The organism is Hyphomicrobium sp. 1Nfss2.1, from assembly GCF_965243865.1.
In the GTDB taxonomy this organism is placed as follows: Bacteria; Pseudomonadota; Alphaproteobacteria; order Rhizobiales; family Hyphomicrobiaceae; genus Hyphomicrobium_A.
The window spans coordinates 2,592,973-2,607,260 of the sequence record NZ_OZ251603.1; the positions used below are offsets into that span (position 1 = coordinate 2,592,973).

The window sequence follows — 14,288 nt, forward strand, 5'->3', positions numbered from 1 at the left end:
CCATGGATAGTGGGGCCTGGAAGTCCTGCCAAGTTAAGAATTGGACACTTGGCGAAGGAATTTCAGCTGTTTTTCTACGCTGCGGAAGCGTTTCCAATGCGTTGACAAGCCTAGGGTGCTCTCCTTATCTCTCCGGCGCGGCCGACTTCGTGCGCCTAGGGCGCCTTGAATGCCAAAAAAGGCCGCCTGCGGCACGTGTGGGTACCCGTACTGCCCGGCTGTCGTCACGGCGTATCTAGCGAGCGGGACAATATCTCGGCACACAGTGCCTATACCTCCCGGCAACAGCCCGGACATTTGGGGAAAACTTCGAATGCTTTCGACGATCGGCGGATTTGCGGCAAAGATCTTTGGCTCTTCTAACGAGCGCCGCGTCAAAGGCTATCAGTCTCGCGTCGATGCCATCAACGCGCTCGAGGACGAGATCGCGCAGCTGGGCGACGACGAGTTGCGGCAGCGCACCGTGGACTTCCGCCGTCAGATCGCCGAGGGCGCCAGCGTCGACGATCTTCTCGTCCCCGCCTTCGCCACCGTCCGCGAAGCTGCCAAGCGCACGCTCGGTCAGCGCCACTTCGATGTACAGCTCGTCGGCGGCATGGTGCTGCACGAGGGCAAGATCGCCGAGATGAAGACGGGCGAAGGCAAGACCCTCGTCGCCACGCTGCCCGTTTATCTCAACGCACTCGCTGGCAAGGGCGTACACGTCGTCACCGTCAACGATTACCTCGCACAGCGCGACGCTGAATGGATGGGGCAGGTTTACCGCTTCCTCGGCCTTACCGTCGGCAACATCGTGCACGGCCTCGATGACGATGAGCGCAAGGTCGCCTACGCCTGCGACGTCACCTACGCCACCAACAATGAGCTGGGCTTCGACTATCTGCGCGACAACATGAAGATGGACAAGGGCGAGATGGTCCAGCGTGACCATTGGTTCGCCATTGTTGACGAGGTCGACTCTATTCTCATCGACGAAGCCCGCACCCCGCTGATCATCTCGGGGCCTCTCGAAGACCGCGCCGACCTGTATCAGGCCGTGGACAGCGTCATTCCCACTCTGGGCGCCGAGGACTTCGAGCTCGACGAGAAGCAGCGCCAGGTTTCACTCACAGAGGTCGGCAACGAGCGCGTCGAGGCGCAGCTTGCCGAGCGCGGCTTGATGAAGGGCTCGCTCTACGACATCGAGAACGTCTCGCTCGTCCACCACATCAATTCGGCGCTGAAGGCCCACAAGCTCTTTCAGCGCGACCGCGACTACATCGTCAAAGGCGGCCAAGTCGTTATCATCGACGAATTCACCGGCCGAATGATGCCCGGCCGCCGCTATTCGGAAGGCCTGCATCAGGCGCTGGAAGCCAAAGAAAATGTCGAGATCCAGCCGGAGAACCAGACGCTCGCCTCGATCACCTTCCAGAACTACTTCCGCCTCTACAAGAAGCTCGGCGGGATGACCGGCACCGCCTCGACTGAGGCGAACGAGTTCCTCGATATCTACGGCCTCGAGGTCGTCGAGATCCCGACCAACCTCCCCGTGAGCCGCGTCGACGAGGACGACGAGATCTATCGCACGGCGCAGGAAAAATACGCCGCCATCGTGCAGACGATCGCCGACTGCAGCCGCCGCGGCCAGCCGATTCTCGTCGGCACCGTCTCGATCGAGAAGTCCGAGCAGCTCTCCGAGCTCCTGAAAGATCGAAAGTACATCGAGCAGCTCGGCCGCAACGCGCTGACCCTCGCCGATAAGCTGAAATCGCCCAAGGAGCAGGAGCTCAAGGACTACCTTACCGAGATGGGGTCCTATCTCGTTGAGCTGGGGTCCGCCAAGGGCAACGGCGATCCCGTTCCCCATAAGGTGCTGAACGCGCGCTACCACGAGCAGGAAGCCGGTATCGTCGCCCAGGCCGGCGTACCCGGCGCGGTGACAATCGCCACCAACATGGCCGGCCGTGGCACCGACATTCAGCTCGGCGGCAACGTCGAGGCGAGCGTCAAGGAGTGGCTCGCCGCCGAGAAGGAGGCCGGGCGCGAGCCAGCCGAGACCGATATCGAGGATAAGCGCAAGCAGATCCAGGCCCAGGTTGCTGCCCAGAAGAAGGAGGCGCTCGAAGCCGGCGGTCTTTACGTGCTCGCCACCGAGCGCCACGAGAGCCGTCGCATCGACAACCAGCTCCGCGGACGTTCCGGCCGTCAGGGCGATCCGGGCCGCTCCAAGTTCTACCTGTCGCTCGAAGACGACCTGATGCGCATCTTCGGCTCCAACCGCATGGACAGCGTCTTGAAGACGCTCGGCCTGCAGGAGGGCGAGGCCATCACTCATCCATGGATGAACAAGTCCCTGGAGATGGCACAGAAGAAGGTCGAAGCGCGCAACTTCGACATCCGCAAGCAGATCCTCAAGTACGACGACGTGATGAATGACCAGCGCAAGGTCATCTTCGAGCAGCGCATCGACATCATGGCCGAGGAAGACGTCTCCGAGACCGTGAAGGATATGCGCCACCAGCTCGTCGATGAGCTGGTGCGCCAGAACATCCCCGAGATGGCCTACGCAGAGCAGTGGAACGTCAAGGCGCTGCACGAGGCGATCAACGGCATCTTCGGCGTCGACCTGCCGATCGAGGACTGGGCCGCAGAAGAAGGCATCGCCGACAAGGAGATCGCCGAACGCATCCTCGAGGCCGTCGATGAGAAAGCAGCGCAGAAGGAAAGGGAAATCGGCGAGGCCAACTTCCGCCAGATCGAGAAGATGGTGCTGTTGCAGACCCTCGATCATCTCTGGCGCGAACATCTCGTCACTCTCGAGCATCTGCGTCAGGTGATCGGCTTCCGCGCTTACGGCCAGCGCGATCCGCTCAACGAGTACAAGAGCGAGGCGTTCGTCCTGTTCGAGGCGATGCTCGGCAACCTGCGTGAGGCAACCACCGGCCAGTTGATGCACATCGAGCTCGCTTCGCCCGAGGCGCAGGGAGAGTTGCAGATGGCCGACCTTCCGGAGATGCACGCTCACCATATCGACCCGGTATCCGGATTGGATGAGCTTGCTCTGGCCGACGCCGCGATCGCCGCCGAGGCCCGCGGTCCGGTGCCCGCGGCTCCTGACCGCCGTCCGCCGCTGCAGACGCGCAAGACGACGACGTCGGTCGATCCGTCCGATCCCGCCACGTGGGGTCGCGTCGCCCGCAACGCGCCCTGCCCGTGCGGCTCTGGCAAGAAGTACAAGCACTGCCACGGCAAGACAGATTGAGTCTGATCACTCAGCGTCGATCCAACCAAAAACCTCGCCGCGCCATCGCGGCGAGGTTTTTATTTGAGCACTCGTTTTCAGAGTGGTCCCTCACGTCGCCACGACGAATTGAGGGTTACTCCGCCGCCCGCAGCAATGCGTCGAGATCGAGCGGGCGCGTATCCATGGCGAGACGGCCATCGGCTTGGCGCGGCCAATCGTTCGGGTCACGGGGCTTTGCACAATAAGCTCAAGTTCGCACAAAAACCCTAGCATCTGCACAAAAACTCCCCTCACCCAGCCGCACAACCGCAAACCGACGGGTCACACTTTTTCCTGGAACAATTCCCGGTTCATATCGTTGCAACCCCGTGATGTCGCATTTCATGGAGGGTTCCATGCAACCGTTTGTCCAGATATCGCACGAGGAGCTGACTCAGCTGAGGGAGAGATTGAAAGCTCTCGAGGAGGAGCGGTCAATTCTGCTTGGCTCGATACGCTTCATCGAAGAGAGATTCGCAGCCCCCCATGATTTGAGCCAGCGCGAGCCGAACATCGCGGCCCCGAGCACGTCGGCTCAGCCTGATGATGTCGCTGATCTGGAGGATCTACCTCCTGAAGCTCTGGAGACGCTAGGATTGTCCGAAGCTGTTCTCGAGATTGCTCGTAAGTATAGGCGTCCGATGAAGGCCAAGGGATACATGGCCTGCTTACCCAAGGTCGGCTTCAATCGAGAGGTCGAATACCAGAACGTCTACAATGCGCTTGTTCGGATGAGCAAAAAGAAGCGCCTTACCAGAACAGCAGACGCGAAATTCTCTCTTCCCGATGACGGAAAATCATCCTGGAATGGATCCGCACAATTGCGGCGGTAAGATTCAAACGCCTCTTCTGGGTTCAAACCAAGCCGCACACGGTCGCACCACCATTCGTGCTGCTAGTAAAGGAGCGTCATCCAATGCCGTCAAAAAAAGGCCGCCCATCTCAAAAACTGCCTCCCGAGGATCACGACCATTCAAAACCGCCACGCCGCGTCCGAACCTCTTGCCCGCCAAGAGCGTCTGGGCGCCTACGCAAAACCTATCGACAGAATTGGCCTGCTTACAACGCCGCTCAGACATATGAAAAAGCACAATTTCAATCGTTGCTGTCAAAACTTACGGAAGGTTTGGAGCACCCGAAACAACGCGTGAATGGGCGCCCGCGCATCCCTTTTAAGGTGGCGATGTTCTGCGCGGCCTACAAAGTGTATTCTACCTTTTCCGCGCGGCGGTTCATGACTGATCTCCGGGAGGCGCATAAGAGTGGTTTGATAACGGTGCTACCACATTTCAATACAGTACTTAACTTACTCGAAGACGCGACGATTACCCCCGTTCTAAAAGAGCTTGTAGTCATAAGCAGCTTGCCTCTGCGGGGCATAGAAACCTGCTTCGCCATCGATTCTTCCGGATTCACTGCGCCGCTCTACATTGATGACGATGCGGACAATGCAAGCGCCGATCGCAGGCAACATGGTTGGGTCAAGGCCCATGTTATGTGCGGGGTGAAGACCCACATTATAACCGCCGTAGACATTCGGGGGCCATACTCTGCCGACACAAACTCTTTCCCATGCCTTCTAAAGAAAACCTCAGAATCGTTTTGTGTAAGGGAGGTCAGCGCCGACAAAGCGTACTTTAGTCGCGCGAATTTCGTCTTAGCAGAAAAAATCAAAGCCCGTCCTTATATTCCATTCAAGAGCAACGCCACGGGGTTGGGACCTCCGCAAATGGAAAAAATGTATCATCATTTTCAATTGAGGCGAGATGATTTCATGCGGCATTACCATAAGAGAAGCAATGTCGAAACCGTATTCTCCACATTGAAGCGAAAGTATGGGGCATTCCTTCGCAGCAAAAGCGAACACGCCATGGTCAATGAGGTTCTTCTACGGGCTGTCTGTCACAACCTATGCGTCCTTATTCAAGAGGCGCAAGAATTAGGGATCAAACCAGAACTCGAGTAGGCTAATGCGTGTATCCTGACAGAAGCGGCGACCCAGCCACCCTCGGGGCTATGTTTTTTCGTCTGAGGCTCTACGCTTCGGCTCGCTTTCCTTGCTGACTTGCCTTGGGCGGTCCCAGTAGGGTGACTTACAGCGCGGGCAGACCTTTGGGTCACGCGCCTTTTCTCTTGGCAGCCATTCGTGCCCGCATCGCTCGCAGCGATAGCCCCATAGCTGAACCTTCTCCACCATGCGGCGCTGTATATTCCTTCCGGGAATATACTTCAAGGTCATTGACGGCGACAACCTACTAGGGATATATACCTATTAGGTATACCCAGGGCGTCGCCGTGCCTCAGACCTTGTCGCCGCGAGAAATTGCAGGACTGCAAATAGCCGCCATGGCACGGCTGAGGCGCCGCGGCGAATTTTGGCTGGTGCCATCGCATGGACAGGGGCGTGGTGGAAGCCCTCATAAAGTAAGACCCCACCCAACAACCCCTCACTGCTCTTGCCCTGACCACACACTACACGGCGGAAAATGCAAACACATCTATGCTGTCGAATACGCGCGCCAACGAGAGAACGCCGTAGCAAACGACCCGCATGATGAAGCTGAAATTCCAGTCGCACCACCGCCTCGAAAAACCTATCCGCAGGCCTGGAAGGCCTACAACGCAGCGCAGACGCAAGAAAAGGCGATTTTCCAACACCTGCTTAAAGAACTCGTGCGCGACGTCGGTCTTGAAACCTCTGAGGCCTCTAATGGACGTCCGCGGTTTCCGCTCGAGGACGCCCTGTTTTGCGCATGCTTCAAGGTGTATGCGACCTTCTCAGCCCGCCGCTTCATGACCGACCTGAGGGACGCGCATGGAAAGGGCTATATTTCGTCGGTTCCGCACTTCAACACGATCCTCAACTACCTTGGCGCTGAGGCAACCACGTCCATTCTGATGGATCTTGTCGCGCGCAGCAGCAAGCCGCTGTCGGGGATCGAAACGGACTTCGCTGTCGACTCAACCGGGTTCTCTTCATCGCGGTTCGATCGCTGGTTTGATCATAGGCAGAAGAAGCTTCGTCAGGAGCACTCATGGGTGAAGGCGCACGCCGTTTGTGGCGTCAAAACGAACGTGGTGACCGCGGTTGTCATCGGTGAGAAAAATGCACCTGACGGCCGCCAGCTTCCGCAATTGCTGGCTAAAACCGCTGAGCATTTCACAATGCGTGAGGTGTCCGCGGACAAGGCGTACTCATCGTTCGCGAACCTTGATCATGTCGACCGTTATGGCGCGACTCCCTTCATCGCATTCAGGCGCCATGTCAGTGGGCGTGGACCAAAGGTGTGGGAAAAAATGTTCCTCATGTTTCAGCTGGAGAGAGAAGCGTTCTTTGCGCACTATCACAAGCGCAGCAATATCGAAGCCTGTTTCTCCATGATCAAGAGAAAGTTCGGAGACAGCGTTCGAAGCCGACTACAGGTTTCCATGAAAAATGAAGTGCTCTGTAAGATTATCTGCCACAATATCTGCGTGTTGATCCAGGAAGCGCATGAGCTTGGTATCGAACTAAAGTACGAATGACATAGCTGCGGGCCGTGCCGGCAGAGCTTCCGTGGGCAACTCCAATGCGGTTGTTTGCGCTCGCAATTGGAGTATTTGTCGCCCGCCACGGGGTTCACCTGCAGCAACGTTCGCCTATCTCGGCCCTCGGCGGTTCGTGCAGCAATTGCTGTCGCACCAAGTCGAGTCAGATTTTAGTCGCCCGGCTTTGCAGATATCCGCGTACCTACGTGGCGACCGCGGATTAGCCAGGTTCGGCCAGCCAATATCTGACACGGGGAGCCGCAGCTGGGCAGCACGGCCTGTGGCCCTCGTGACGCAAACACTCTTTGAACCGATCAGCGAGCTTATCTGTGTCCAGCACCTCGCCCAAGCTCTCAGCAAACGAAGGCCAATGCGTCATGGAATCGGGTGGGGGCTGTTGGCCCTCTGCATCCCCGACGTATGACAAGCGGGCGATTATCAGCGGCAGGCGGCCTCTATGCGACCGCCTGCAGAAAACCATCTATGGCGAACTAATGCTGTCCGTGTCCGTGTCCATGGCGGTGGCCATGCCGATGCCTAAAGCCACGAAAGTGGTGGCGGTGGTGTCGAATGAAAAAGGGGATGTAATGCCGGTGACGGCTGTGAAGGCGCCGATGGACTTGTTGGAGCATGCCGTTCTCCAGCCCGACGGTACGCACAGCGGGGATCGGTGCGGCGTGAACGGATGTCGCCATCACTCCCAGTACGCAGACTAAGCCGCAAACCTTGATTGCGCTCAACATGATTTCCTCCTGACAACGCAACTTGGCCGCAAGCGAGCGATGCGTCGCTGAACGCTTGCAGCCAAGTTTCATATTGCACACCAAGCTGAAACCAGCCTGAACGGGCATTGAGGAACGGAGGATCGTCGCGAATGTCAGTGGGTGCGGGCGTCAGGAGGATCTGAATACTAGGCGGCCCGCGCATCGCCGATTTCGCGTCGACGGAACCTATGCTTCAGCGCTTAATGGCCGTGAGCGTCCTTGATGCCCAGCAGCTTTTGAGCTTCTTTGAGCGCCGCTTCGCATTCCTCATTCTTCTTCGCCGTATGCATCTCCTCAGCAGTGGCTCGCGCGGCCTTCACTTTGGCCATGTCGCCATCGCTCAGCTTCGCCGTTGCCATCGCCTTATCCACGGCGGCCATGTCTGCATCGCAATGATCGCCTGCTGCCATGGCAGGAATTGCGAGGCCGATTGCTGCCGCCGCAGCCAAGGTCAAGGTCAAGTTCTTCATAGTTGTCTCCTCTCAATTTGAGCCGAGCTTCCTGTGAGCTCGGCTCGTTGGTCAACTCTCTGTGTTAGTTTTTGTCCGAACGCTTGGCCTACCAGTTTCGGCCGTGACCATGGCCCCGGCGCGCGAACTTCAACCAGGGATTCCGAGCCCAGCGGTTGCGGACATGCCCGCGGCGTTCACGGTCCACGTGCCGCGAGTAGCCCCGGTCGTGATCGCGGGAGCTGTAACCACTGCGGTTGTGGTCTCCAGCCTGGGCTGCCGACGCAGCGATGCCTAGGGCGCCGCATCCTGTCAGAACGGCAAGCGCAAAAAGCGAGGGAGTGCGAAGCATGGGAATTCTCCTCTTCGACAATATATTTGTTTAGTCGCCGAGTTATTCGGCCATTCCCTTTTTAATAGGCTGCGAATGTCCCTCACGTGAACTGCCCGTTCACCGTCAATTCATTGACCTGATGAGGGGCTGAATAAAATAGAAATGCGCGTGTTTTGCGGCGCCAAACTGAAATGAATCTGAATAACGAAGGCGAATTGCGATTTTATCCGGACAACTTACTCGACGAGGCCAAAATGCGCATTGTGGTCACGACCGCCGGGCTTGTAGTCCGGGCGCAGGCGACTAAGCTCCTGCCGCGCAGCGGTGGCGTCGCCTGCTTGCTCGTAGAGCAGAGCTCGGTCTGCGCGCGCATGGTCATCTTCGGGCGCGAGTTCGAGGGCCCGGTTCAAGTCAATGAGCGCCTGACCATCTTGACCTCTCTTGAGAAAGAGATGCGCGCGACGATGATGCGCCTCCGCAAATGCCCCGCCGGCTTGAACGGACGCATTCATGTCAGATATCGCGGCGTCGAGCTGACCGGTTTTCTCGTAGGCGCGCGACCGATGGAAGTACGTCATGGCATGAGACGGGTTATGAGACAGCGCGCGTGTGAAGCTTATAATTGCGTCGGCGAATAGCCCCTGTGCCATCAGGGTCCGGCCCAAATTATCGAACACGACACCCCCGCCGATGCCGGGGTCGAGCAGGGCCGCAGTCTTGAAATCCTCTGTTGCGCTAGCCCAGAGATGTACCCGGGCGTTGATCAGCCCACGATTGTAGTAGGCAACCGCCAGCGTGGGATCGATGGCAATCGCGTAGTCCGAGTCGCCTACCGCACCTAAAATATCCCCCCGCGCAGCCCGGATCAGGGCACGCGCTGCACAGGCGAGCGCATTGCCGGGATCGATGCGGATTGACTTCGTTAGGAGCGTGAAAGCTCGGCGGAGGTCGCCGCCTCGACTTTGCGCGATTGCAAGGCTGTAGATGCGCTTACTCAGCGCGCGGTTCCTGGCGCGAGTAGGCGCTTCGGTAGGGTTGGCGCGTGTCGATATTGGAAAGAGCGAGTCTGCCAGCGAAAGCTGGGGAGCCACTACACAGACCGTGGCAACGATCGCGATTGCCAGCGCTTGCGCAAACATCGCTTTCCTCCCCTTGCGGCACACTGCGCAGTCTTATGTGGCCCAATACCCTCCGCACTGCATTGGACGAGCGATGAGCATTGCGTGCAGCATCATTCGGCGGCGAGGCCCGCGGCCGCGGGATCAACGGGACGCGGCTGGGCCAAAATGTAGCGCTTATAGAGCGCGGGAAGCACGATCAGTGTTAGCAGCGTTGCGGTGATCAAGCCGCCGATGACCACAGTGGCGAGGGGCTTTTGAACCTCCGCTCCCGTGCCGGTCGCCAGCGCCATCGGCACAAAGCCGAGTGAGGCGACGAGCGCGGTCATGAGCACCGGCCGAAGACGCGTCATCGCCCCTTCGTAGATGGCATCTTCCCCCGGCTTCCCTTGTTCTCGTAGCTGGTTGATGTAGGTCACCATCACAAGACCATTGAGGACCGCGATACCGGACAGGGCAATGAACCCGACGGCTGCCGAGATCGAGAATGGCATGCCGCTGAGGTAGAGCGTGAAGATGCCGCCCGAAACCGCCAGCGGTACGCCGGAAAAAACGAGCAAGGCTTCGCGCACACTACCGAGAGCGGTGAACAGCATGAGAAAGATGACGAAGAAGCAGACAGGTACGACGATGAGCAGGCGGCTTTGAGCTGTCTGCAGGTTTTCGAACTGACCACCCCAGGTGATCCAATTACCGGGCGGGATCTTGACCTGGGCGTCGATCTTCTGTTGGGCCTCCTGAACGAAGGAGCCGATGTCGCGGCCGCGCACGTTCGCCTGCACGACAACGCGGCGTTTGCCATTCTCGCGGCTGATCTGGTTGGGGCCTTCCTCGATGTTGAATGTGGCCAGTGTCTTAAGTGGCACGAAATTCGGGCGGCCGGGCCCCGCTGTGGGAATAGCGACCGGGAGATTCTGCAGTGTGTCGAGGTCATCGCGCAGACGATCGGGAAGGCGGACAAGGATGTCGAAACGCCGGTCGCCTTCAAACACAAGTCCCGTCTCGCGTCCGCCGACCGCGATGGAAACCACGTCAAGCACATCGCCGACATTGAGTCCGTACCGCGCGATTGCTGCTTTATCGAGTTTCACGTTGAGCATTGGCAGGCCCGTGGTCTGCTCGACTTTTACATCGGCCGCTCCCGGCACGGAGCGCAGCACCGAGGCGATCTTATTTGCGGTTTCTCCCAGCTCCTCGAATTTGTCGCCAAACACCTTCACTGCCACATCGCTGCGCACGCCGGCGATGAGTTCGTTGAAACGCATCTGGATGGGCTGCGTATATTCGTAGTTGTTGCCCGGCAACTGGCCGACCGCCTTGGCGATCCTTTCGATCAGTTCGGCTTTGCTTTCTCCCGGATTGGGCCACTCGTCCTGCGGCTTCAACATGATGAATGTGTCGGATACGTGCGGCGGCATGGGATCGGCGGCCATCTCGGCCGTTCCCGTCTTGGAGAAGACGAACGCAACTTCGGGAAATTTGCTGACGGCGGATTCCACCTTCAACTGCATGTCGAGCGATTGCGTCAAGGAGGTGGAAGGAATGCGCATGGCGTGCATCGCCAGATTCTTCTCGTCCAGTGTCGGAATGAACTCCTGACCGAGGCGCGTGAACAGAAATAGCGACACGGCAAAGAAGCCGAGAGCAACGATGATTACGAAGCCTGTGTCCTCGAGCCCGGCCCGCAGCATCGGGGCATAGCGCGCCTTGGCGAAGCGGATAAAAAAGTTGTCCTTCTCCTCGACTTTGCCTGACACGAAGATTGCGATCATCGCCGGCACGAACGTCAGAGACAGGACGAATGCGCAGACCAGGGCGATGATGACGGTCAGGCCCATAGGCTCAAACATCTTGCCTTCGACGCCGGTGAAAGTCAGCAATGGGAAATATACGGTGATGATAATGATCTGGCCGAACACCGATGGCTGGATCATCTCCTTGCTCGCAGTCATTACCTCCTGCATGCGCTCATCGAGCGTAAGGAGCCGACCTTCGTGATGCTGGCGCTCGGCGAGCCTCCGTATCGCGTTCTCGGTGATGATGACGGCGCCGTCGACGATAAGTCCGAAATCGAGCGCTCCCAGGCTCATGAGATTGGCCGACGTGCCGGTCTGGAGCATGCCAATTACGGTCATCAGCATCGTTATGGGAATGACGAGCGCGGTGATCAGCGCGGCGCGCAGATTGCCGAGCATGAGGAACAGCACGACGATGACGAGCAAGGCGCCTTCGGCAAGGTTCTTGGAAACGGTCTTGATCGTCGCGTCGACCAGCAAGGTCCGGTTCAGCACAGTCTGGATGGCAATATCGGGCGGTAGCGACTTGCTGATCTCCTTGATCTTCTCGTCCACGAGGCCGGACACGATGCGGCTGTTGCCGCCCTTCAGCATCATCGCAGTGCCGACGACGACCTCGCTGCCGTTTTCGCTCGCCCCGCCTGTCCGCAGTTCGCGACCCAGGCCTACCTCGGCGACATCCTTGAGGAAGACCGGCACGCCGTTTTTGTTGGCGATGATAACGTTGCCGATGTCCGTCGTGGTCTCGAGGCGTCCGTCAGCGCGGACGACGTAGGATTCACCGCGCTGCTCGATGTAGCCTGCACCGACGCTGGTATTGTTGCGCTCGAGGGCTGCCACAACGTCAGCAAAAGAGAGCCCAAGCGAGAGAAGTTTGTCAGGATCAGGCTGCACTTGGTACTGCTGCTTGAACCCCCCGATTGCATCGACCTCGGCGACCCCTGGAATGCCCTTCAATTGCGGACGGATGATCCAGTCCTGGACCGTGCGCAGGTACATGGCACGCTCAAATTCCTTGGTCAGCCTCTGTCCCTCTGGCGTGAGATAGCTGCCATCTGTTTGCCAGCCCGGTTGCCCGTCTTTTACGTCTGCCCCTTTGCCCTGCGGGTTCTTGTAATGGACCGTCCACATGTAGATTTCTCCGAGGCCCGTCGACACCGCTCCCATATGAGGTTCAGCACCCGGAGGAAGGTTCGCTTTGGCCTGCGACAGGCGTTCCGTCACCTGCGTGCGCGCGAAGTAGATGTCGACGTTATCCTCGAAGACGGCGGTCACCTGCGAGAAGCCGTTGCGCGAGAGCGACCGCGTGTAGGAGAGGCCAGGAATACCCGCGAGCGCCGTTTCAATCGGATAGGTGACGTTCTTCTCGATCTCGAATGGCGATAGTCCGTTGGCCTCGGTATTGATCTGCACCTGATTGTTGGTGATGTCGGGGACGGCATCGATGGGCAGCTGGGTAAGCGACTTCATGCCGAAGGCGGCAATGGCCGCGACAGCGAGAACGACCAGGAATCGCTGCTGGATCGAGAAGCTGAGGATGCGCTCTATCACTGGGACTGACCTTTAGTGCTCGTGCTCGGCTTCGGATTTTCCGAGCTCGGCCTTGAGGGTGAACGTGTTCTGCGTAGCAACGCTCTCTCCGGGTTTCAGACCCGAGACGATCTCAACATTCTGGCGGTCTTCACGCCCGAGCGTGACGGGACGCGCCCGGAAGCCGCCATTGACGGCTACAAACACCGACTTCTGACCATTGATCGTCTGGATGGCGTCCCGTGGCACGGCCACGGCAGCCTTTTGCTGGCCGGCAATGAGCTGCGCACGCACGTAGTCGCCGAGCTGCCAGCTGCCCTCGGCATTATCGATCTCGGCTATCGCCTTCGCCGCGCGGGTCTCTGGATCGATCACCGGGCTGAGCGCAATAATCTTCCCGCGCGCGGTGCGGTCGTCCCCGGTGACGATGACCTCCTGCCCCTCTTTGGCGAACGGTAGGTCGGCCGGCTGCACTGCGAGTTCGACCCACACCGTCGAAAGGTCCGCGATGTTGAAGATCTCTTGCTCGGTGCCAACCATTTCGCCGAGGATCAGGCTGCGCGCAGTCACCTTCCCGGCGATGGGTGACCGGATCTGGTAGGTTCGAAAGGACTGCTCCTCGCCTTTCCGGTTCGTGACGTCATCTATATCGCTTTCGTCCAGGCCCATGGTGTGGAGCTTCTGGTGGGCCAGCTCCAGTTGAATTTTCGACGTCTCGAAAGCATTCTTGGCGTTGAGGTATTCCTGCTCGGCCGTCACTTTCTGCTTCCACAGGCGCTCCTCGCGCTCGAACACGGACTTGGCCAGCTCCTCGGCGCGCCACGCTTCAAGGTATTGCGATTTGCCATCGGCCATCTCGCGGCTTTCGAGGGTGGCCAGCAGGTCGCCTTTGACAACCGGTTCCCCGAGGCGCTTGTCGATGGTCGCAACCGTCCCCGCCAGCTTTGGCACGATCTTGGCCTGACGGTCAGCGTTGAGCGTAACGCGTCCGGGCACGGATATTTCCTTCACGAGCGTTGCGGGCTCCACAGGCGCCGTCTCTATTCCCGCAGCGGCAATCTGCTCGGGGGTCAATTTGACAAGCCCTTCGCTTTCCTCTCCCGCTCCGTGCTGGTGTCCCTCTTCGGCTCCGTGTGCATGCCCTTCCGGCTCCGTTGCGGCGTGCTCGTGACCGTCAGGCTCCGTTTCGTGCCCGTCGCCGGGGGCGCCGTGCTTGTGTCCATCGCCCTCGGTGTCGCCGTGCTTGTGGTTCGTCTCCACGTTCGTTTCTGTCGAAGTTGAGCCAAGACCGATGGACTCGCTCAGCGCCGAAAATAGCCCGGCCTCGCACACGCGCGTGCCAAAGCCCTCTTCGGCGGCCGCGTGGCCTTGGCCATGCGCGTGCCCCTCCTCCGCCGACGCGGCAGGTCCACACGACTTGGAAATTTCACGCGCTCCAATTAGTGCAGCGAGTACAACGAGCGCCAGTCCGGCAATTAGCTTGGTCTTTCGGGTCATCTTTGTA

General features: G+C 59.0%; 8 protein-coding genes. 4 read left to right on the forward strand and 4 right to left on the reverse strand.

What is annotated here, in order from left to right; genetic code table 11:
* Positions 1 to 313: 313 nt before the first annotated feature.
* The 4 genes from secA to ACP15D_RS12705 all read left to right on the forward strand — a co-directional run bounded on the left by secA (position 314) and on the right by ACP15D_RS12705 (position 6,790).
* Positions 314 to 3,244: a preprotein translocase subunit SecA gene (gene secA, locus ACP15D_RS12690; RefSeq protein WP_424957852.1), complete on the forward strand. Its 2,931-nt coding sequence runs from the start codon at positions 314 to 316 to the stop codon at positions 3,242 to 3,244.
* Positions 3,245 to 3,621: 377 nt separating this feature from the next.
* Positions 3,622 to 4,098: a hypothetical protein gene (locus ACP15D_RS12695; protein WP_139247181.1), complete on the forward strand. Its 477-nt coding sequence runs from the start codon at positions 3,622 to 3,624 to the stop codon at positions 4,096 to 4,098.
* Positions 4,099 to 4,181: 83 nt separating this feature from the next.
* Positions 4,182 to 5,231: a transposase gene (locus ACP15D_RS12700; protein ID WP_083556111.1), complete on the forward strand. Its 1,050-nt coding sequence runs from the start codon at positions 4,182 to 4,184 to the stop codon at positions 5,229 to 5,231.
* A gap of 329 nt (positions 5,232 to 5,560) precedes the next feature.
* A complete protein-coding gene (locus ACP15D_RS12705; RefSeq protein ID WP_139247182.1) occupies positions 5,561 to 6,790 on the forward strand; it encodes a transposase in 1,230 nt (409 codons plus the stop codon).
* Between the two features lie 967 nt (positions 6,791 to 7,757).
* On the opposite strand, the gene ACP15D_RS12710 is transcribed toward ACP15D_RS12705, so the two are convergent.
* The 4 genes from ACP15D_RS12710 to ACP15D_RS12725 form a co-directional block, all read right to left on the reverse strand.
* Positions 7,758 to 8,027 carry a hypothetical protein gene (locus tag ACP15D_RS12710; protein WP_072373963.1) on the reverse strand — a complete coding sequence of 90 codons (270 nt, stop codon included), beginning with the start codon at positions 8,025 to 8,027 and terminating at the stop codon, positions 7,758 to 7,760.
* Between the two features lie 549 nt (positions 8,028 to 8,576).
* Positions 8,577 to 9,479, reverse strand: a complete 903-nt coding sequence (locus ACP15D_RS12715) for a tetratricopeptide repeat protein (protein ID WP_072373967.1) — start codon at positions 9,477 to 9,479, stop codon at positions 8,577 to 8,579.
* Between the two features lie 92 nt (positions 9,480 to 9,571).
* Complete coding sequence (locus tag ACP15D_RS12720; protein WP_072373970.1) at positions 9,572 to 12,805, reverse strand: efflux RND transporter permease subunit; 3,234 nt, start codon at positions 12,803 to 12,805, stop codon at positions 9,572 to 9,574.
* 12 nt (positions 12,806 to 12,817) lie between these two features.
* Entirely contained in the window at positions 12,818 to 14,281 is a 1,464-nt protein-coding gene (locus ACP15D_RS12725) for an efflux RND transporter periplasmic adaptor subunit (RefSeq protein ID WP_083556113.1), read from the reverse strand.
* Between the last annotated feature and the right edge of the window lie 7 nt (positions 14,282 to 14,288).